Annotated in this window: 18 protein-coding genes and 3 pseudogenes; 18 read left to right on the top strand and 3 right to left on the bottom strand. The window is 33.3% G+C overall.

Going from position 1 to position 22,363, the window contains the following annotated elements; all coding sequences use genetic code 11:
* Nucleotides 1–80 precede the first annotated feature (80 nt).
* The 3 genes and pseudogenes from JHK64_RS02445 to JHK64_RS02435 all read right to left on the bottom strand — a co-directional run.
* A pseudogene (locus JHK64_RS02445) lies at nt 81–233 on the bottom strand (ISL3 family transposase); the annotation flags it as partial.
* Between the two features lie 1,088 nt (nt 234–1,321).
* The gene (locus JHK64_RS02440; RefSeq protein ID WP_199567416.1) at nt 1,322–1,870 is read right to left on the bottom strand and encodes a hypothetical protein; all 549 of its coding nucleotides are present in this window, start codon (nt 1,868–1,870) and stop codon (nt 1,322–1,324) included.
* Nucleotides 1,871–1,942: 72 nt separating this feature from the next.
* Entirely contained in the window at nt 1,943–2,653 is a 711-nt protein-coding gene (locus JHK64_RS02435) for a DUF1266 domain-containing protein (RefSeq protein ID WP_199567415.1), read from the bottom strand.
* A gap of 408 nt (nt 2,654–3,061) precedes the next feature.
* Here JHK64_RS02435 and JHK64_RS02430 point away from each other — a divergent pair, with 408 nt between their 5' ends.
* The 18 genes and pseudogenes from JHK64_RS02430 (at nt 3,062) to JHK64_RS02350 (ending at nt 22,349) form a co-directional block, all read left to right on the top strand.
* Nucleotides 3,062–3,916, top strand: coding sequence for a DUF4428 domain-containing protein (locus JHK64_RS02430; RefSeq protein ID WP_199567414.1), 855 nt, complete (start codon nt 3,062–3,064; stop codon nt 3,914–3,916).
* Nucleotides 3,917–3,932: 16 nt separating this feature from the next.
* Complete coding sequence (locus JHK64_RS02425; RefSeq protein WP_199567413.1) at nt 3,933–4,991, top strand: hypothetical protein; 1,059 nt, start codon at nt 3,933–3,935, stop codon at nt 4,989–4,991.
* Nucleotides 4,992–5,118: 127 nt separating this feature from the next.
* Complete coding sequence (locus JHK64_RS02420; RefSeq protein WP_199567412.1) at nt 5,119–6,348, top strand: SPFH domain-containing protein; 1,230 nt, start codon at nt 5,119–5,121, stop codon at nt 6,346–6,348.
* A gap of 101 nt (nt 6,349–6,449) precedes the next feature.
* Entirely contained in the window at nt 6,450–8,024 is a 1,575-nt protein-coding gene (locus JHK64_RS02415; RefSeq protein WP_199567411.1) for a TFIIB-type zinc ribbon-containing protein, read from the top strand.
* Between the two features lie 300 nt (nt 8,025–8,324).
* Nucleotides 8,325–8,876 (top strand): RDD family protein, encoded by a 552-nt coding sequence (locus tag JHK64_RS02410; RefSeq protein ID WP_199567410.1) that lies wholly within the window; start codon nt 8,325–8,327, stop codon nt 8,874–8,876.
* 18 nt (nt 8,877–8,894) lie between these two features.
* Nucleotides 8,895–9,518 (top strand): annotated as a pseudogene (locus JHK64_RS02405) (SAP domain-containing protein).
* Between the two features lie 380 nt (nt 9,519–9,898).
* Nucleotides 9,899–10,108 carry a helix-turn-helix transcriptional regulator gene (locus JHK64_RS02400; RefSeq protein WP_199567409.1) on the top strand — a complete coding sequence of 70 codons (210 nt, stop codon included), beginning with the start codon at nt 9,899–9,901 and terminating at the stop codon, nt 10,106–10,108.
* A complete protein-coding gene (locus JHK64_RS02395) occupies nt 10,095–10,619 on the top strand; it encodes a hypothetical protein (protein ID WP_199567408.1) in 525 nt (174 codons plus the stop codon). The genes JHK64_RS02400 and JHK64_RS02395 overlap by 14 nt, the downstream gene beginning before the upstream one ends.
* Nucleotides 10,620–10,634: 15 nt before the next feature.
* Nucleotides 10,635–10,730, top strand: a pseudogene (locus tag JHK64_RS07565) (type I deoxyribonuclease HsdR); the annotation flags it as partial.
* A 158-nt stretch (nt 10,731–10,888) separates the two neighbouring features.
* On the top strand, nt 10,889–11,512 hold the full coding sequence (locus tag JHK64_RS02390) for a TetR/AcrR family transcriptional regulator (RefSeq protein WP_199567407.1): 624 nt from the start codon (nt 10,889–10,891) through the stop codon (nt 11,510–11,512).
* 17 nt (nt 11,513–11,529) lie between these two features.
* On the top strand, nt 11,530–12,816 hold the full coding sequence (locus tag JHK64_RS02385; RefSeq protein WP_199567406.1) for an MFS transporter: 1,287 nt from the start codon (nt 11,530–11,532) through the stop codon (nt 12,814–12,816).
* Nucleotides 12,817–12,868: 52 nt separating this feature from the next.
* Nucleotides 12,869–15,217: an ABC transporter permease gene (locus tag JHK64_RS02380; RefSeq protein WP_199567405.1), complete on the top strand. Its 2,349-nt coding sequence runs from the start codon at nt 12,869–12,871 to the stop codon at nt 15,215–15,217.
* Between the two features lie 9 nt (nt 15,218–15,226).
* On the top strand, nt 15,227–15,973 hold the full coding sequence (locus JHK64_RS02375; RefSeq protein ID WP_199567404.1) for an ABC transporter ATP-binding protein: 747 nt from the start codon (nt 15,227–15,229) through the stop codon (nt 15,971–15,973).
* A gap of 580 nt (nt 15,974–16,553) precedes the next feature.
* Nucleotides 16,554–17,567: a class 1b ribonucleoside-diphosphate reductase subunit beta gene (gene nrdF / locus JHK64_RS02370; protein ID WP_199567403.1), complete on the top strand. Its 1,014-nt coding sequence runs from the start codon at nt 16,554–16,556 to the stop codon at nt 17,565–17,567.
* Between the two features lie 11 nt (nt 17,568–17,578).
* Nucleotides 17,579–17,968: a class Ib ribonucleoside-diphosphate reductase assembly flavoprotein NrdI gene (gene nrdI / locus JHK64_RS02365; RefSeq protein ID WP_018369627.1), complete on the top strand. Its 390-nt coding sequence runs from the start codon at nt 17,579–17,581 to the stop codon at nt 17,966–17,968.
* Nucleotides 17,969–17,978: 10 nt separating this feature from the next.
* Complete coding sequence (gene nrdE, locus JHK64_RS02360) at nt 17,979–20,150, top strand: class 1b ribonucleoside-diphosphate reductase subunit alpha (protein ID WP_199567402.1); 2,172 nt, start codon at nt 17,979–17,981, stop codon at nt 20,148–20,150.
* 287 nt (nt 20,151–20,437) lie between these two features.
* Nucleotides 20,438–21,523 (top strand): endonuclease/exonuclease/phosphatase family protein, encoded by a 1,086-nt coding sequence (locus JHK64_RS02355; protein WP_199567401.1) that lies wholly within the window; start codon nt 20,438–20,440, stop codon nt 21,521–21,523.
* Between the two features lie 127 nt (nt 21,524–21,650).
* Entirely contained in the window at nt 21,651–22,349 is a 699-nt protein-coding gene (locus tag JHK64_RS02350) for a GntR family transcriptional regulator (protein ID WP_199567400.1), read from the top strand.
* The last annotated feature ends 14 nt before the right edge of the window (nt 22,350–22,363 follow it).

Below are 22,363 nucleotides of genomic sequence, written 5' to 3'. Positions count from 1 at the left end.
AAGATTTTAGTATTATGAGTTGCACCCCAAAAGTTAGACACAAAATCGTCTCATTGTCAACTATAGTGGGTGATTAGTCATCAAGTTCGGGAGAGAATCAAATTGATTCTCTCCCTTTTAATGTTCAAAGCGATAAGAATTTTTGTTTTAAAATTGTTAAAGTTTCTAAAATCAAATGCTTGTCTTTTGATATCTTTGATTAATTTATTTAGTCTATTGGTATGAGCTTGTGTTATTCTTTTCCATACAGGCTCAGACTAATGAGTGGTTTTGTCGCTTTTCATTATAAGTCATATGGGACTTTTTGTCTGTATTAAAAAAGCCATATAATATCTGTGTGGAGTTACCCACTACAGATATTATAGAGCCAGAGAAAAGCAAAAGCCAATAGATTATTAAATCTGTTGGCTTTTAATTTTTTATTCATAGTATATTGCGATAGGATGAATGATTTTAACTTCATCTTTATTTATAATTTCATGGATGAATCAATTAAAAAATTTATAAAATTTTCATCAGTAGACAACTCTTTGTAATATAAGAAATCGAGAATGTGAAAGGAATTGAAAATTTCTATGAATTGACCTATAATTCCGTCTTTTAAATCTACATGTTTACTTCTATGGTTAATCAATAAATGAAAAGCATTGTCATGTAACATTTTTGTTTCAACTTTGTTAATCAATGTATTATTTTTGTTTGCCCTTAAGCTTTTAAGGATATATTCAATTTTCCCTTAAAAGAATATATATCCGATTATCAAGTGAGTACGATGCTGGAGCAACAGGTAGATTTGTACAGTTTCATTAAGGACGAGAACATCAAATATTCAGTTCCGAACTATTTAATAGGAACAACTGTAACCATGAGACGCTTACCTGAAGAGATCTAAATCTATTCAAATAATAAATTGGTATGCACGACCATGAAAAAAGGTGGTTTTGGTGAAATAAGTATTGATATTATACATTACTTAAATACCTTATCTAAAAAGCCATGAGACACCAAAAATTACCTCGCCTTAAAGAGTATTCCTATGTTCAAAACCATCTATGAGATTCATTATACACAAAAACCTAAAGAATGCATAGACTTACTTAAGGTAAACAAAGATAAAAGTATGTAAGAGATTTGTAAAATTTTAAAGAATTACGCTAAAACAAAATAATGGATTTAGAGAAACTTGTAAGTGTTAGTAGCTTAGAAAATAAAATAAAACATCTATAGCTTAAATTATGGATAAATGTTGGTTTTCCGTGTCATTAAGGAATAATTGGAATCCATCTTCATCCACATTTAATATCTTATACTATAAAGATTTTTACATACTGCCTACAGCTTCTAATGTACTTAGAAAACTCTCAACAACAGCACTTTGTTCTGCGCCAAAACAATCTTTGTTTTGATACTTAAATCTTTTTGTTGTATCACCGACTCTTATACTTATTTTTTGTTTATCCTTATCTATTGTAGTTTCTGTAATAGCAGAAAAAGGTATATAATCGAGTTCTTCAGAGCTACTTCCTGAAAACATTTTAGTTGCAACTTGTTTCTTTAAGTCAAAAACCGGTGTCAAATTCTCATAACGTTTTATAGTTCTACTTAGCGGATTTGATAAAGATGGAATTAAAAACATACCATCTTTATTGTAAGCTACAACCCATATATGCTGAGTATTAATAGCATCATCTAATATATTTAGAACATTAAATTCCGTATTTCTAAAACTAGGTACTTGTTCTAAAACATAATCTTTCATAACATTTTGTGCAAGTCCATTTGAATTTTTTGCTCTTGCATTTAGACTTATCATAACTACAATTCCAATAATAACAATTCCTACCGGAACTAGAAGCAACATAGGATTCATAATAACTTTACCTCCATAATTTTTGATTTTCAATCTATTATTAGATTACTTTAAACTAATATACTAAATATATCAGTTTTGCAATAAATATAAAAGCCAAGGGCTATTTTTATCTTTTAAAAGCTCCTTTGCAATATATATTATACCATTGAGCATTACGCCCTCACCACCAGCCATAGCACGACCAATTATATATGATCTAGATAATTCTTCCCAGTTTAAGTACTGACTCCTAGACTTCTCATAAGCATCAAGAATATATGCCCATGCCTCATCCTCGTCTATGTAATTCGCATCATAACAAAATCTGGACAAAAGAATTAATCTTCCCATATCCCAAGAAAGAATAGATACATTGTTTAATTCATTCATACTACTCAGCTGTCCATATTTTATTAAATCTTCACCAGATGATTGTAAATTTTTAATAAAATAATAGTTTTTTTCTTTTTCTTCATCGTTTAAATCCCTCTCATCCAGTGATGGTGATAGTCCTGCAAGGAAGGCTTTTATAGCATCAAAAGAAAGTCGATGACCTCTTTCTTTAAGCCAGTCAAGAATTTCAACAGCAGATTCTCTATCTACTATATCAAAGTAGTCAGCCAGTTTGATTTTTATCTCTCCAAGTTTAAGACCTGTTTCTAAGCTATCATAATAGCATGAATTTTGCTCAGCAATTATGGCTCCAATACTTAGTGCAGTACATTTTTTTGCAGATAAAATTTTAGGGTTAGGATTTTTTCTATACTTCTTACTTTGAAATAATTTTGAAAAAAATGACATTAAATATTCCTCCTTTCGTTCATGCAAAGTATACAATAAAATATAATGATTTTCAACTGGTTCTTACACCATCAGACCCATAATACTACAACTTGACATATATCCTATCTTATAACATCCCGTCCTTGACACTTAGTTAAGAAAAAAACATATATTTTTTAGTTGATAAATTTGATAAGTTATCTTCTATAAAACATATGATTAGCAATAAAACAATTTTTTAAGCACTTTAAAATAGCTTAAAAGGATGGTTGTAATAACCATTCTTTTATTTTTATTGTTTAAATTGATAATTAGAATCATTATTACTATAAATGCTTAGATATCAATAGTGTAAGCGCTTGCAAATTTCTAAAAAAAGTTTTATAATTCAAATAAAAGAAGAAAAAATTAAAGGAGGAGGAGTCTATGGGTTTATTTGAAAAATTTAAAAAGCAAACCTGTGCTTTTTGTGGTGGTAAAGCTGATCTTTTAAAACGTAAAAAGTTAAAAGATGATAACTATATATGCGCAGAGTGTCAGAAAAAAACAAGTGGTTTTTTAGTCTTTGAAAAGCTTGATAAAGCTTCGGTTGATGAACATATGTTGTACATGATGAAACAAAATGCTTTATATGAACAAGAATTTTTAAACACTGATATCACATTTGCTGGCAATACAAGAAACCGAATTGAATTTTCAAATGATATTGGTATGTTTCATATTATTAGTCGTGAAACAAGAACTAGAGACTATCAAGAATTGTTTCGTTATGATGCTGTAAGAGATTATTCGCCTTATTTAAAAGAACATCATGCTATTAGAGATGATGATACGGTTGCATATGATTATATGGGTGTAAAAATAATTCTTTTCTGTAAAAATCCTGATATTGTTGATGTTAGTGCCAATCTTTCAGAAAGTAGTTCTGCTCATCCTTTTTTACAAGAGGTTTTTATTAAGACAAAGCTCAATGTTGATCGTGAGGATGTTCATGAAGTGATGGAAGAAATTGATAGTATTATTAGAAAATTTGATTATCTTTTTGGGAAAATTGATGTTAAAAGAACTTTTGGATTAAGTTCATCAGAAAAACGTGACATCGAAGGGGCTACTTCATTAGTAAAAGGTGCTTCAGAGTTTATTAAGGCATTCTCAAAAAATGAAGACACCATGGATGCAAAGCATCAAATGGTTGATAGTTCAATGGATTTACTAACTAAAAATCGTACAAAATATGGTCGATTGGCAGATAAGGCTGAAAAGCGTGTTGGTTTAAGATAAATGAAAGGAGATGGCTATGCGTAAACAATGGTTAAGTATATTAGTTGTCTTTACAGTACTAATTGGTTTGGTTGCTTGTGGCACAAATCAAGATCAAGGTAGTAAAAGTTCAAGCAATAATTCTAATAATCCCAATATTGTTCACTATGATTTAGAAGGTGAGAATTTAGGTTTTACAATGGTTATTCCTGAAGAAAGCGGTATAAAGTTTGAAACCACAGGTGATAATAAATTATTACCTCAGTTTTTACTCACTAAAGAAGAAAAAGGTGAAGAAATTTTTACAATTACTGGTAAAGTAATGTCAGGTTTTACTGAAAACTGGAATAACGCCATTGAAGAAGAAAAAGATAGAGATGATTACCAAATCATTGAAAAAAGTGATACCCAAAATTTGGAAGGTTATGCTTTTTCTAAGATTAATAAAAGATACTTTGTCTATCTAAAATTTGATGAAAAAAGAGATAAAACGCATTATTTAGAAATATTAATTAAATCAAATAATGATACGTCTCCTTTTGACATTTACCAAAATGAAGACGTTAACAAAATTCTTGGTTCAATAAAAGTTAATCCTGATTACAAAGCACCAGAACATGATTATGTATCAGATAGCAGAGATATTCTTAGAATGAATCAGTTTGAGTCTCCAGATGATAATTACGATCTAAGAATTGAAAATCCTGACGGAAGTATCTATGTTAACCTTTTTGATAAAAATGAGAACTTAGAGACTCCTGATGTTAGTTATAATATTAGCGTTAGTCAGGTGACATCTAACAAATCGTTGGAAGAAGTGATTGCAGATGACTATCTTGTTAAAGAAGGTAAGCGGACTTATTCAAAGGGTGATTTTGTAGATAACGTTTCAGTCTTCCAATCTGAACCTTATGAAGTAAATGTTCTTGGTCATAAAACTCAAGCGATTAGTTTTTATTTCGAAAAAGATGATATTATTTATAGTGCTAGTATTGATTTTGGGCCAGACAAAGAAGATCTTGCTAAAAAATTAATGACAGCATCTATTGATAATATGACGATTAACGAAGAAGAATTAAAAAATCATTTTGAGTAATTAATTTAGTCTTTATTTAATTCTTATCTTATGGTTTTTATGATTAGTGTTTATGACTTAATAGTTTATGGTTGTTAATAGTTAAAAACTTTTTTTAAACATTTACAAAATAGAAAGAGAGAACATTATGGGTTTTATTAAAGCATTTACAGGAGCACTTAGTGGTACTTTAGCAGATCAATGGAAAGATTTTTATGTTCCAAAATCAAACGTTTCTGCAACTGCTGCCGTATTTCCAGCAGTTCCTCAAGGGACTAATCGTTCAAGAGGTGAAAACACAAAAGGAAATGACAATATTATTAGTAATGGCAGTAAAATTATCGTTCCAGAAGGAACGGCTCTTGTTACCATGCAAGATGGTGCTATTACTGGTATTGTAGCAGAACCAGGTGGCTTTATCTTTTCATCTGATGACGTAAACTCACAATCCATTTTTGCTGGTGATAACATTTTAAGTACTGCTATTCATGCCACTTGGGAAAAAGTGAAATTTGGTGGTCAACCAGGCTCACAACAATTAGCTTTCTATGTCAATTTAAAAGAAATTCCAAATAATAAATTTGGTACTCAGTCAGAAATCTATTGGGATGATGCTTTCTTTGCGACACAAGTTGGCGCTATTACTAGAGGAACATATAGTTTAAAAATCATTGATCCCCTACTATTTATGAAAAATTTTGTTCCTGCAAAATACCTTATTGCAGATGCACCGGTATTTGATTTTGCTGATATGGATAATGATGCAGGCGCTCAACTTTTTAACGAAGTTGTAGGTTCTCTATCAGCCGCATTTTCAATTTATACTAATGATCCTACTAAGGGAAATAGAATGACTAGAATCCAAGGAGATCAAATTGGTTTTGCTAAAGCAATGGGACAAGCTGTTGAAGAAGCTTATCAATGGAAAAGTGATCGTGGCTTAGAAATCGTTAAGACAGCTATCTTGGCTATTGAGTATGATGATGATACTAAGGAAATGATGAAAGATGTTAAGAGAGCCGATGCTTTATCAGGTTCTCGTGGTAATTCTTTTATGCAACAATCAGTTGCGCGTGGAATGCAAGCTGCAGGTGAAACAGGTGGTGGTGCCAATATGGCCTTTATGGGTATGGGCATGAATGCTTCTGGAAATGTTATGGGTGGTATGCAACAACCTAATACTGAAAGTACTTACCAACCAGGCTTTGGTAAGCAACAACAAGAAACTCAAAATGTATCATCTGGTACTGAAGCGCCTCAACAACCAAAGCAAGAAGATATTACAACTAAACTACTTGAAATGAAAAAATTACTTGATGCTGGAGTCTTATCTCAAGAAGAATTTGATCAGATAAAAAAGAAACTCTTAGGATTATAATACACTTCTATGAAAACTCTTATAGGTATTTTTGTGATGCTAATAGAATTTATTGTTCAGTTAGTTTATTGAAATGAAACTATGGAAGGAGTGTATGTTAAGTGGAGAGTAAAGAAGATAGACATGATAAAATAAAATCTGTTCCAGAAACTTTTATTACAGAAGATACTTCAGAAAATGAAACAATCGTAGTTGATACCAGCTCAGAACTAGAAGATGGTCAAGAAAAATGTCCTCGTTGTGGTTCAACGGACATTTCAATAAATCCAAACACAGGAAAATTGAGATGTCATTTTTGTCGCTTTGAATTTGAACCACAAAAGTTGGATGACATGGAAACAGACATCTCAAAGTTAAAAGGGAAAGTCATTGGTTCTGGCGCTCAAAATATTATTGCTGATACCAAAGACATGATAACACTCAAGTGTCAAAGTTGTGGTGCTGAAGTCGTTATTGATACGATGGAAGCTGCCCAATCAAGATGTCACTGGTGCCGAAATACTTTATCTATTAATCAACAAATCCCAAATGGTACTATCCCAGATGTTGTTCTTCCTTTTAGAATTAAAAAAGAAGAAGCAGAAAACGCTATTAAAAAATTTGTTGGAGAAAGACAATTTTTTATCAATCCCATCTTTAAAAAAGAATTTACTACTGAGAACATTATGGGTGTTTATTTTCCTTACATGCTAGTTGATATCAATGGTCATGGTTATTTAGAAGGTGTTGGCGAACAAGAAATAAGAGCTTATAATGCAGTTGTTGGTAGTAAGACAAAAAAAAGATATGATGTGGATGTCTATAAAGTTAGTCGAAAATTTGATATTACTATCAATGAATTATCCATCGAATCAAGTTCGGATAGATTAAATAAAACGTCAAAAGAAAAAACGAATAATATTATTAATGCCATTATGCCATTTGATACAGAAAATTGTGTTAAATGGAATGCTAACTACATTAAAGGCTACACTTCAGAAAAAAGAGACACTAATATAGAGCAGTTAGAAAGTATTGTGCAAGCACAATCACGTGATATTGCAAAGTTTAAAATGAACGACACATTAAAAAAATATGATCGAGGAGTTCGTTGGGATACTAATCAACTTGATACCGAAGGTCAGCAATGGAAAGCCGCCTATCTTCCAGTCTGGTTGTATAGTTATCAGCAAAGAAAAGGCAACAAAAGTTTGCTCCATTATGTTGCAGTCAATGCTAGAACAAAAGAAACAATGGGAAGTGTTCCTATTAATATGCCAAGATTAATTGCAGTATCTACCGTCATTGAGATTTTAAGTATCATCATCATGTTATTTGTTGATTTTGGAAGACAATCTAATATGAAATGGTTCTTACTGTTGCCTGGTATAATATTTTTTAGTGCCATATACTCAATATATCGTAATGCAGGAGCTAGGCACTCTTATGAACTTGAGACACGTGTTTTGATTGATAATTTGGTTTCTAACGATATCTATATACGCACAAACAAAGAAGTGAAAGAAGCAAAAATGGAAGATGCTAATAATAAAACATTGGAGGGAGATACAATACCTAAAGATATTTTTGATTCTCTAACTAACATTAAAGTGCCTAAAAAAGGATTAGATTCTCTTGACAAGGATAGCGAGGTTTCAAAATTTTTAAAAGACAGTATTGACAAATTCTCTAAATAAATGTTTCTACGGAAAACATAAAAATGATTTTCTTAAGAAATGAGATAGTAATGTTTATAAAATGAAAGGCTACTAGGTTACTACCTAGTGGCCTTTTTATAAAGAAAAATATTAAAAATTATGAATGGTTGTCATCATTCGTTTAATTGTTACTATAACTTGTTTAAACTGCCAAGTATGTTACAATAAAGATAAGAATAAACATAAAAGAAATAAATTTTTTTAGTGTTTTTCATCACTAATGTGAATGATTATCACTCTTGTAGAACAGTGATTAGACGTTTAAGAAAGAGGTATGAAATGATAAAAAATAATGACATCCCACTCAAAACAAGATTAAAAGAATTGTTTATAGACTGGCTAGTGATTGTTGCCTACCTCTTTTTGTTATTTCTAGTAGCGACCTTATTTTATCAACTGGTTTTTGGTGGAATACCTCTTTTTTCAGAGGTTACGTCACAACTAATAGCTACAATGACATCTGTTGTTCCAATTGTTTTGTTGTTTTCTTACCTTGATTGGCGTGGTGGTAGTATTGGTAAGAAGAAAACAGGGTTAAGAATTCATTTCAAGAAAAAACAGTTTCGTTTTGCTCTCATTAGAAATGTGATTAAATTTTTGCCTTGGCAGTTGGGGCATATGGCTACCATTCACGGCATTTACCATGATTTTGATACCATTAGCCTTGTCTTGCAAATTCTAAGTATTGGTCTTATGTTGGATATGTTTGCCATGGGAATTCTTAGAAAAGATAAACGACACTTTGCTGATTTTTTAGCTGGTTCTCAGGTGCAAGCACCACATTCTTCACAGTTAAATCGTGTTGTCATTGATTCTATGGATGATAAGTAATAGTGAGGAGAGTTGATGGTGATAGAAAATAGACCTAATTTTAAAAGCATTAAATCTTTTGACGAATTTGAAAAATATTATTGGTATCGTAAAGAATTGGCAGAAATTTGTAAGTCTCTGGACTTGGAATATCGTGGGACCAAGAAAGAGTTAAATCAGATTATCAAAGCTTACTTTGATGGGGATTTGATTAGAAAATCGAACAAACAAGTTCCCAAAAAACGAGTTGAAGAGATAAGTCTTGATACACCATTACTGACCTGAGGATTTTCTTTTAATACCACATTTAGAGAGTATTTTGCTGATTTGACTGGTGTTTCTCCTTTTAAATTCACGGCAGACATGGCAACAACATGGCGTAAGGTCAAAAGAGAACAGGATTTTAACTTTACCATTGCTGATATGCTCAGCATTTACCGTGGGGACTCCGATTATGTTAAATACGACCATTCAACAAGTCAGTGGAATCACTTTTTAAAGGATTTTCATGCAGATGACATCAGCCAAGAATACACTAATAAGCTAAAAGTGGCAGCTATTTTGTGGAATATTGTTAAGAACAGCAAAGGAGAGAAGAACTTTCGTAGAGCAGTTGTCGAAGAAAATCGTGACAAAATTAAGCAATACTTGAAGCAAAAATAATAACCAAAGAAAATGAAACATTAAAAGAACTTCAGGAGAAGTAATATGGGATTGTTGGATATTTTTAAGATTATTTATAAGTCCAGTAGTTCAATTAAATAGAATTTTACTGAGTAGTTGAGAAAATCTTAACTGCTTTTTTTATTATTCTAACAGACAACTGTAAATAAGGTAGTATAAGTATCAGAAACGTTTATAATGTTTTGAAGAATGTGTTTCTGAAATCATGCTACTATTTGAAAGATTACCACCCAATGAGTAAGCTTATCCTTAGTAAATTTATTTTTCAATGACAGAAAAAATTAAATTTTTGAGAAAATGCAATATATATTTGTCATTCTGCAACTAATATATTACAATATATTTAGAGGTAATTCGCTATGAAAAATAATAAATTGAAAGTAGCTCGAGCAGAATGCAATTTATCTCAAGAAGAGCTAGCAAAAATTGTTGGTGTTACTAGACAAACAATTGGATTAATTGAAAATCGCAATTATAATCCGACATTGCATTTATGTATTGCGGTATGTAAAGCAACAAATAAAACTTTGGACGACTTATTTTGGGAGGAAGATGATGATGAAAAATAAACATTCAAATCATAGTAACAATTATCCAGTGATTGATGAAAGACTAAAAAAATCTATTGGTGATGTATCAACAATTATTGTAGTTGTCACAATTATTTATTTACTTGTTGAGGCTTTCTATAAATATGTGACAACAAAAAATATCTTAACAACAACTTGGGAAATAGCACTGCTTTTACTAATTGTTGCAATATTTTTAATTGGCATCAAATCAAATAAAGAAATGACTTTACCAACTAGTTTCTTAGGTAAGCAGCTTCCTACTAGTCAATCAATTGAAGCAAAAAGAAATAGAATAAAAGCTTACTTGATTGAGTCAGTAGTTACGAGTGCAGTAATTACTGGATTGACTTTCTTTTTTGAATTTATTGGAATAGAAGTGAAATTAAGTTTAAGTGAATATATAGCTAGCTTTTTGGGATTAATGGTTGTTTACTTAATTTTGAGCTATCTTTTGGGTGAGCATAACATCAAAAAATATAATAAATATATGGAAGAATTAGAAAAATAAAATTTCTTTTTTGGTCCTCTAAATCCTAACTACCTGACTAAAAAACAATCAGTCTTTCAAAAACTATCAGCCTTTGTTGAGAAATATAAAGGTGTTGGTGGTCAACTGTAATTAAAAAACCTCACATTAAGTGAGGTTTTTCTTTTTCCTTTAATCCCAGATAAAATATAGTAGACCGATGGTCTAAAATTCTTGACAAATGAGTTTAAGAGGATTATACTGTATTTGTAGACCGATGGTCGACAACTTTAAGTAAAGAAGGTTAGCTTATGGATTCTAGTAAGGATTATTTTGTTAAACGGCATGACATTCTTCGGGAAGCTCAGGTCTTATTTGCTCAGAATGGGTATGAAAAAACCAGTGTTAATGCCATTTTAAATCGTGTTGGTATCGCCAAAGGAACATTTTATTATTATTTCAACTCTAAAGAAGAGGTGCTTGATGCGATTATCGAGGAGATTACGGATATAGCTGTTGCTCGAGCAAGACAAGTGGCTAGCGATGCGTCCTTGTCAGCTATTGATAAATTCCTCAAAGTCTTTTTAGTGATGAATGTTGAAGAAGAAGTGGATAGTCGCTTGAAAGAGACTGTTCACCACTCGCAACACGGTATTTTCTATCAAAAATCTCTGGTGCAAGCTATTGAAAAACTAACACCAATTCTTGAAACGATTGTCAGTGAAGGGATTGAACAAGGAATTTTTCAAGCTGATTTTCCCAAACAATACATCCAAATTTTTCTCACGTCAGCATTGTCACTTTTTGATGGTGAGGTGATTGTGATGACCCCTACTGAAAAGCAAGAAATGACTCGGGCACTCTTACGTTTGGGCGAAAAAATGTTTGACCTACCTGCTGGGAGTTTTTCTTTGGCTGATAAAATCTCTCGTTAATTGTCAAGGAGCTTGCCATGAAACATTTTATGAAAATCTGGATAGGGCAACTCATTTCAAACATTGGCAGTGGTATGACTGCCTTTGCCTTATCTGTCTACGTTTATCAATTAACTGGTAGTGTGGCTTCTGTGTCTCTTGTTACGCTCTTAGCTTATTTTCCAACCATTCTTCTTAATCCACTGGGTGGTGTTTTGGCAGACCGTTATGATAGAAGGTTACTTATGATTTGTGGCGATTTGTTTTCTGCCTTTGGTTTGCTCTTTATTCTGATAAACATGCAAGTGGGAAATACAGGCTTATGGCCCATCATTATCGGAGTCACCATCAATGCTGTCTTTGTTTCCTTACTTGATCCTGCTTATGGAGCAACGGTTACAGATTTACTTACAAAAGAGGAGTACAGTAAGGCCAGTGGTCTTGTGCAAATTGCAAGAAATGTTAAATACCTTATTTCGCCAGCTCTAGCAGGATTGTTACTGACTACCTTTGATATCAAGTTGATTTTAATCCTTGATATCCTAACCATTGTTGTGACTGTTAGTATCGTTAGCATGGTGAGAAAACAGATTGCAAACGCAAAACCAAGACAAGAGCAACTGTCTTTCAAGCAGGAATTAAAAGAAGGACTAGCCTATCTTTTAAAAGATAAGGGCGTTAGACAACTCGTCTTACTCATGGCTTTAATGTGTTTTTTCATCGGTTTCATTCAAATCGCACTAACCCCCATGTTACTTGCTATTGATAGTATTAAAACCGCTGGTTTAATCCAAACACTGAGTGCTTTTGGCATGTTGCTATCAAGTGTTGTTATTAGTGTCATCGGCATTAAAAAACATTATTTTAGACTCTTAATACTTTCTTTGGTGTTTTGTGGTCTTTTTATGAGTTTGATTGGTTTATCAACGTCAATCATTTTCATCTTGTCTGTCACACTCCTTTTCTTTGCAACACTACCTATTGTCAACACCTGTGCCGACTTTCTCATCAGAATACAGATGCCAAATGAAGTGCAAGGGAGGATTTGGGGGTTGATTAGCTTTTTAACCCAGATTGGCTATGTCATTGCTTATTTGATTTCAGGCATTTTAGCAGATAAATTATTTGAACCACTCATGGCAAAAAATGGTCTTTTAGCCTCTTCACTCGGGCAAGTGATTGGTACAGGTAAAGGACGTGGTCTTGGACTTATGATTATCGTTATGGGTGTCTTAATGCTACTAGTTGCTCTTTTTTTAAGTCGTGGTAAAGCCATTACAAGTTTAGAAAAAATGCCTCAACAGTCAATGCCTACAAGCCTGTAAATGATTGAAATCAGAGAAAGTTTTTCTTTGAAGCAAGAAGTGGAGAAAAGTTATGAAGACAAAGATGATTAAAAATGATATCAAAAGAAATCCCCTTGGTTATTTATCTTTGGTGTTGTTTATCACTTTTTCCAGTGTTCTTTTAATGCTGTCAACAATGATTGTAACGCACTTGATGACGTCTATGACAGCAATGTATGATGTGGCAAAGCCACCACACTTTCTGCAAATGCACAAGGGTGACTTAGACCAAGAAGCCATCAATCGCTTTAATGCTCAGTTTGAAGGATTTTCCAAAGGACAAACAGTTGCTATGATTAATCTTGATGGTTCAGATCTTACTATTGAAGGAGATAATTCTTTTTCTCTTGCTGAGTCAAGAATTGATATCGGTTTAGTGAAGCAAAATAGCGATTTTGATTTTCTTTTGGATGACAAGCGTCAGATTATCCAGTTGAAGCCTGGTGAGATAGGCATTCCAATCATTCTTTTAGATCACTATGCGATTAAAATGGGTGATACGGTGACAGTGACCTGTGATGGGATTAAAAAGTTGTTTAAAGTTGTCACTTATGTCCACGATGCTCAAATGAATTCCTCACTTGTTTCGTCAACCAGGATTCTTCTTAACGATAAGGATTTTGATGACTTATTTGTAAAAACAAAAAGTATCGAGTACATCATTGAAGCTTATATGGAGAATCAAGCACTAGCAAATGATTATCAAACCGCTTATGAAAATGCAGGTCTGCCAAGTAATGGCCCAGCCATCACCTACAGTCAAATTTTTCTGATTAGTGCTCTGGAAGATATTATTCTTGTTGCGATGACTGTGCTGGTTAGTTTTTCAATGATTTTTCTAGCCTTGTTAGCAATTAGATACACGCTCATGGCTAGTTTAGAAGAAAGTATTACTGATATTGGCACCATGAAAGCGATTGGTTTTCCCTTCAAGGATATTAGGTATTTTTATTACCATAAGTACCAAGTCATTATCCTTATCGGATTGAGTCTTGGTTATGTACTTAGTCTTTTAATCGTACCAACATTTTTACAATCGATTAATCAACGCTTTACCAGTTCTGGTACGAATACCTTGACTTATCTTACCCCTGTCTTTATTTTTCTCATTATCTACCTGATTAGTACGACTTACTGTAAAATGCTTTTGAAAGCTATTAAGAAACTAACCATAGTTGAGGCACTCGTTGAGGAAAAAGGCTTTAAGAAGAGTAAAAAAAGTCGAGATAACTTGTCTAAACTACCAAACCTTTCTCTTGATTTTCTCTTAGCATTTAAAACTGTTTTTGATGCCCTGTCTCATTTTAAATTGATTGCGATAACAAGTTTTCTTTTAATCCTGATGATGCTACTACCTAGTCAACTGGTCACCACAATGACTGACAAGAATTTCATGTCTTATCTTGGAGCTCCTGTTTCAGATATTATGATGACAATGACAGTTAATGAAGCTTCTGAGAATGATGCGCAACAAATTGAAGATTTTTTGGCTAATGATATCGACCTTTATCGTTTTGAAACATTGAAAGAAGTACGCCTTGAAGCCAAAACGAGCCAAAACGACTGGAAGACCTTGAAAATCGATAGTGGGCCAAGTGCAGGCAAAGGTCTCAAGTACCTTGTAGGACAAGCACCACAAACTGATAAGGAAATAGCCCTTTCTCAGTTAAATGCAAATGAACTGGGTAAAGGAGTGGGAGACGCTATTTTACTGCGTGTCAATAATGAAGATGTTAGTTATCATATTTCTGGTATCTATCAAGATATTACTAATGGTGGGTTAACGGCTAAAACCATTTCGGATTTTTCCCATTTAACCCCTTCACGTTATCAATGGCTTATTTGGTTAAAAGATGAAAAAAGAACTGAAGTTAAAGTCAATGAGTGGCGTCAAGTCTTACCAAGTGACTCTGATGTTGAAGATATTTCGGTCTTTCTTAATCAAACTCTTGGAGCAGTGACGCAACAAATAAAAGTGGCAACAGTTCTGGTTACTCTTATTGGTTTATTGATTATGAGTTTTTTACTCATCTTGTTTGTGTCCTTACGTTTAGCGCATGATAAGTCTCAAATAGCCATCTTAAAGGCTCTTGGATTTACAAGTTTTGCCATTCGAAAACAATACCTATATCAGATGATTATCGTCACATTTCTTGGGAGTTTTTTTGGTGTTTTATTGGCTATGATTTTTGGTGAGAAAATAGTCAGTGCTTTCTTTTCACTTTTAAATGTTGGGATAACCAAGATAACATTTATCGGTCATTTTGGGATTTACTATGTAATCTTTCCGATTTTACTACTTTTTGTTGTTGGTATTGTCGTTTGGATAAGAACTAGGACAATAAAAAAAGAACACATTTTGTCATTCATCAATGAATAGGAGAAGCTTATGGCTAGTTTATTAGAGGTTAAAAATCTCAGAAAACAGTTTTCTGACACACTTGTTTTAAAGGATATCACGATGACTGTCGAAGAAGGTGAATTTCTTGTTATCATGGGTCAATCAGGCTCTGGAAAGTCGACTCTTTTGTATCAGATTAGTGGAATGGATGTGCCAACAAGTGGTGAACTATTATTTGAAAATAAGAAATTAACCAAATTGGATGATAAGGCATTGAGTCAACTACGATTGGAAAAAATGGGCTTTATTTTTCAAAAGTCTCACCTTCTAAAAAACTTATCGATTCGTGACAATATCATCTTACCAGGTTTTAAGGCCAATCTCTTGCCGAGAAAAGAAGTAGTGGCTCATGCTGAAGAGTTGATGGCAAAGACAGGCATTTTAAAGATGGCTGAGCATGATATCACCATGGTATCTGGTGGCCAATTACAACGTGCAGCCATCTGTCGTGCTTTGATCAATCACCCCAAAATTATTTTTGGGGATGAACCTACTGGAGCTCTTAATTCTGCAGCATCAAATGAAGTGATGACTATACTTAAGGATATTAATCAAGAAGGAACAACCTTAGTCCTTGTCACACATGATCCCAAAGTAGCTGCACAAGCCAGTCGTGTCATCTTTTTAGCAGATGGTCAAATAACCAATCAAATTCGTCTTGATGAGCTTCCAACGGATGATAGTGATCAACGTGAAAAAATGATGATCGATTGGCTTAGCCAACAATCGTTTTAAAAAGTCATATATTAATAAAAGTCTTTTTTCAAAATTCTATACTCTTTTTTAAAAAATTGACTTTGATAATCTGCTAAAATTTGCAACACTTCCACAAAATGTGGGGGTGTTTCTTTATTTTTTGTCTATATATTGTGTTTTTAGCAAAAAAATTTTTATTAAAAACAATAATTAACTGATCAAACCTTTCAAAGAGTTATTTCTCTTGATTTTTAAAGGTTTTTAATAATATTAGATTTTTTTCTGGAAAAAAAAGATAAAGATAATTATAAGAATACAGTCTTTAAATACGTTTAATTATACACTAATATTTCACAAAGGTTATAAAAATTGCAAAAAAATCTTGTCAGTTCTATTTTTTTTTGGTAGTATACATTTAAAGAAAGTGAGGCATGAGAGCGTTTTTATGCCAAGCTTGTATTACTCGTGAAAAGAAGTGTTAAAGCTTCACAAAACAGTTGGATTTAGTCCGAGTTTGCTAGAACCAAAAATAGTTGCAAAATTTTTTTCAAATGACCACTCATTTGAAGGACTTTTTGTGTACCCAAAAACTCAAAATAGTTAAAACAGGAGAAATCGTATGGGTAAAAACTACTTTACCGAATCACAGTCACCAATCGACTGGGCTATTAATCGTCAAGAGATGCCAATGCGCTCTATTAATTGGAACAAGTTGCAAGATGATAAAGATCTTGAAGTTTGGAACAGAGTCACACAAAATTTTTGGTTACCAGAAAAGATTCCCGTTTCAAATGACTTAAACTCATGGAATGGTCTTTCAGAAGACTGGCAACAACTAATCACTAGAACCTTTACGGGTTTGACGCTTTTAGACACCATTCAAGCGACAGTAGGAGATATTGCTCAAATTCAACATTCTCAAACAGATCATGAACAGGCGATTTATACCAATTTTGCTTTTATGGTAGCTATTCATGCAAGATCTTACGGCACTATTTTCTCAACCTTATGTACGAGTGAGCAAATAGAAGAAGCACATGAATGGGTTGTTGCTACTGAGAGTCTACAGGCTCGAGCAAGAATTCTTATTCCATTTTATACTGGGTCTGACCCACTAAAATCCAAAGTAGCTGCTGCTATGATGCCAGGATTTTTACTCTATGGTGGTTTTTATCTACCGTTTTATCTATCAGCTAGAGGAAAACTGCCTAACACGTCTGATATTATCCGTCTGATTTTACGTGATAAGGTCATTCATAACTATTATAGTGGTTATAAGTACCAACAAAAAGTGGCTAAATTACCTAAAGAAAAGCAAGAAGAAATGAAACAATTTGTTTTTGACTTGCTTTATCAGTTAATCGATCTTGAAAAAGCCTACTTGTATGAACTCTATGAAGGATTTGATATCGCTGAAGAAGCCATTCGTTTTAGTGTTTACAATGCTGGTAAGTTTTTACAAAATCTTGGTTATGATTCGCCTTTTACTGATGAAGAAACTAGCATTTCACCAGAAGTGTTTGCTCAACTATCGGCAAGAGCTGATGAAAATCATGATTTCTTCTCAGGGAATGGCTCATCTTATGTGATGGGTGTTAGCGAAGAAACACTTGATGAGGATTGGGAATTTTAAAGGAGTTTAACATGTTAGTTGTTTATTTTTCTTCGAAATCCAATAATACGCATCGTTTCGTTGAAAAGCTTAACTGCAAGAGTTTACGCATCCCAGTTAAAAAGACTGATTTGTCTGTTTCTGAGGATTATATCTTGATTGTACCAACCTATGCTGGTGGTGGTAATGAAGTGAGGGGAGCTGTGCCAAAACAGGTCATTCATTTTTTAAATTCACCACAAAATAGAAAACATTGTCAAGCAGTTATTTCTTCAGGAAATACTAATTTCGGCGATACATTTGCGATAGCAGGCCCAATTATTTCACAAAAACTACAAGTCCCACTCTTACATCAGTTTGAGTTACTAGGAACACAAAGCGATGTTTTAAAAGTGCAAAACATCTTAGATTCATATCAGTGAGAGGAAAACAATGAAAAACTCGGAAAAATATCTTTCTTTAAATGCTATGACACGATTTAAAGATAAGAATGGCAATTATCTTTTTTCAGCAGACAAGGAAGCTGTTTCTAGTTATTTAGAAGAATACATTAAGCCAAACACTATGGCATTTAACTCATTATCAGAAAAAATTGATTACTTAATAGCTAATGATTATTACGATGAAGCTGTTTTAAATCTATATCGTCGTGAATTTATTCTACAATTATTTGAAAAAGCCTACGAAAAAGAATTTACTTTTTTAAATTTTATGGGTGCTTTAAAGTTTTACAATGCTTACGCCTTAAAAACAGATGATGCTAAATACTTTTTAGAAAACTTTGAAGATCGTGTTGCTATGAATGCTCTTTTCTTAGCTAATGGTGATGAAACATTTGCCCTTTCATTACTTGATGATATTATTAGCAATAAATTTCAACCTGCGACACCAACATTTTTGAATGCTGGTAAAAAAAGACGTGGTGAATTTATTTCTTGCTACTTACTAAGAGTAGAAGACAACATGGAGTCTATTTCAAGAGGTATTAGTACCAGTTTACAACTATCAAAGCGTGGCGGTGGGGTTGCTCTTTGTTTAACTAATCTTCGTGAATTTGGAGCCCCAATAAAAGGCATTAAAAATCAATCTACGGGTATTGTGCCTGTGATGAAATTATTAGAAGATTCTTTTTCTTATGCCAACCAACTAGGGCAAAGACAAGGAGCAGGGGCTGTGTATCTTAGTGCACACCATCCAGAAGTTTTAAAATTTTTAGACACCAAACGTGAAAATGCTGATGAAAAAATTCGTATCAAATCACTGTCGTTAGGTCTTGTTATTCCAGACATCACCTTCCAGCTAGCCAAAGACAATAAAGAAATGGCGCTCTTTTCACCGTATGATGTTGAGCGTGTCTATGGTAAACCAATGTCAGACATTTCAATCACTGAGGAATACGAAGCTTTGGTGGCTAATGATGACATTACAAAAACCTATATCAGTGCCCGTAAGCTTTTCCAAATGATTGCTGAACTTCATTTTGAGTCTGGCTATCCTTATATCTTGTTTGAAGATACTGTCAATGAGAGAAATCCACACAAGAAAAAAGGGAGAATTGTCATGTCTAACCTCTGCTCAGAAATCGCGCAAGTGAGTACAATGAGTGAATTTAGTGAGGATTTGAGTTTCACTAAAATTGGTGAGGATATCTGTTGTAATCTAGGTTCTATCAATATTGCTAAAGCAATGGATGATGCAGAGCACTTTGAATCTTTAATCGAACACAGTATTCGCTCACTTGATAGCGTGTCTCGTTCTTCAGATTTAGACAGTGCGCCATCTATTAAAAAAGGCAATCACAATAATCATGCAGTTGGTTTAGGTGCCATGAATCTTCATGGTTTCCTAGCAACTAACCACATCTACTATGATTCAAAAGAAGCAGTAGAATTTACTGATTTGTTCTTCTATGCTATGGCTTTCTATGCGTTTAAAGCATCTCAAAAACTTGCCCAAACACACGGTGCTTTTGATGGCTTTAAAGACTCTTCTTTTGCTGATGGGTCATACTTTGAAAAATACATTAGTGAAGAAATCGTGCCTCAAAGTGAGAAAATAAAAGCCCTTTTTGATAGTTATCATTTCCATTTACCAACACGTGCAGAATGGTTGCAATTAGTAGAAGACATTAAAGAAACAGGTATTGCTAATGCTCACTTGATGGCAGTGGCACCAACAGGTTCTATTAGCTATCTTTCATCTTGTACACCAAGTTTACAGCCTGTCGTTTCACCAGTAGAAGTGAGAAAAGAAGGTAAAATTGGTCGTGTTTATGTGCCGTCTTATAAGATTGATAATGACAACTATGTTTATTATCAACAAGGGGCTTATGAAGTTGGCCCAGAACCAATCATCAATATTGTAGCAGCAGCACAAAAACATGTTGACCAAGCCATTTCCTTAACCCTCTTTATGACTGATAAAGCGACAACACGTGACTTGAATAGAGCCTATATTCACGCCTTTAAGGAAAAATGTGCTTCCATTTATTATGTTCGTGTGAGACAAGATACCTTAGAAGGAAGTGAGCTCTATGATCAAGATGAGTTAATTGACAATCTTGGTGAGTCATATGCTGAATTATGTGAAGCTTGCATGATTTAGAGAATTGTTGTTATTTTTTCTATAGAAAGTCATAAGATGCTTTTTTGTCATCAGTGATTACTCTTTTATCTTTTGGATTGAGTAGGCTTTAAACTGATTGACACTTGGTTAGGATTTCCTTAATCACAGTACTTATATGACCATAAGAAAATAAGAGATGGTGCTTTTGTACCATCTCTTTTACTATCTAAATACAAAATCAAAAATTTTGTTGAAAATTTCACTTATAAATATAAAAATGCCTTTTTCTTTATGATATAATAAACTTAAAGAAGAGGAGGATGAGTATGAAAAAAGAAAGAAGTTTGATTAAATCCGTTTTAAAAATAATCGGTGTTATTATTTCTTTAGCCATTTCAGCTTTTGTTGGCTTGGTCTTATTTTTGACAGTGACAGAGTTTAAACCAAATGATGTTACTGTGATTCCTCTTGAAAAAACGGTTGAAAAAACAGTTCCAAAAAACAAAGAACTAACGATTGTTTCTTTTAATATGGGCTTTGCTGGTATGGGAAAAGAATCAGATTTCTTCATGGATGGTGGTAAACAAGTCTTTCCTAAAGATAAAGAACTGGTCGAAAAAAATCTAGATGGCATCTCAGAAATTCTTCAAACGATTGATGCCGATTTTACACTTCTTCAAGAAGTTGATCTTGATTCAAGACGTAGTTACAATATTAACGAACAAGATTATCTTACTGAGCAAGTTTTTCACTCTCCCAGTCTTTTTGCAGCCAATTACAAGGCAGCTTTTGTCCCAGTGCCCTTTCCACCACTTGGTAAAATGCATTCTGGGCTTTTAACTAATAGCCGTTATGACGTTGGTGAAGCCAACCGAGTTTCTTTAACGGTTCCTTTCAAGTGGCCTGTTCGTCTCGCCAATTTAAAAAGATGTTTACTGACAACTCGCCTGCCTATTGAAGGTTCTGATAAAGAATTGGTACTTGTTAATCTCCACTTAGAAGCTTATGATGATACAGGTGGTCGTGAAACCCAAACACGTGAACTAATCAACCTAATGAAAGAAGAGTACGAAAAAGGTAATTATGTCATTGCTGGTGGAGATTTCAATCAGTCCCTCTTTCCTTTAGAAGAATTACCTTTTGAGTTATCAGAAGATATTTGGAAACCAGGGGTTTTAGATGAATCTATCCTACCAGATGGTTATCAATTACTAAGAGATGAGACTTTAACACCATCATGTCGTTCACTTCATGAGGTTTATGACCCATCAAGTAAAGATATGGCTTACTACATTATTGATGGCTTTATTGCTACACCAAATATAACTGTTAATCAGGTTGAAACTTATCAACAAAATTTTGAGTATTCAGACCACAATCCAATTGTTCTTAATTTTATGTTGAAGGATTAATTGTTTAATGCTTCTTATTGATAAAAGTATTATAGTAGATGTTTGATTGCTACTTGTTGGGAAGTGTAGTAGACATTATTAATGATTTCAATGACTGACACATTTTACTATCTAAAAGGGAGTTCTTATGATACCTGCTTATATTAAAATTCATGATCATATTAAAAAAGATATTGAAGATGGCATCTGGAAAATCGGTAATCGTTTACCTAGTGAGCGTGATTTGGCAGATGATTTTGGTGTCAGTCGTATGACCCTTCGTCAAGCAATTTCACTTTTAGTTGAAGAAGGAGTTTTAGAAAGAAGAATTGGCAGTGGCACCTATGTTGCCAGTAAAAGAGTACAAGAAAAAATGCGAGGAACAACCAGCTTTACTGAAATTGTCACTTCTCAAGGGAAAAAGCCATCAAGCCAACTCATTTCTTTTCAAAAAAAATTAGCCAGCGAAACAGAAAAACGTCATCTCAACCTAAAAGCAAATGATAATGTGATTAGGATGGAAAGGATTCGTTATGCTGATGATCTTCCTTTGGTCTATGAAGTGGCTAGTATCCCAGAACAACTAATAGCTTCTTTTAATCGAACTGAAATAACGGAACATTTCTTTAAAACGTTAACTGAAAATGGTTATCAGATTGGGAAAAGTCAACAGACCATTTATGCTAAGGTGGCAAAAGAAAAAGTGGCGAAATATCTTGGAATTAATAAAGGTCATGCTATTTTAGCACTGACACAGGTTTCTTATTTTACAGATGGCACTCCGTTTGAATATGTTAGAAGTCAATATGTTGGTGATCGATTTGAGTTTTACCTAGAAAATAAATAATGAGACCAAATAAA

This window comes from Streptococcus zalophi (assembly GCF_016481285.1).
Lineage (GTDB): Bacteria > Bacillota > Bacilli > Lactobacillales > Streptococcaceae > Streptococcus > Streptococcus zalophi.
This window is presented reverse-complemented; position numbering and strand designations above follow the sequence as displayed.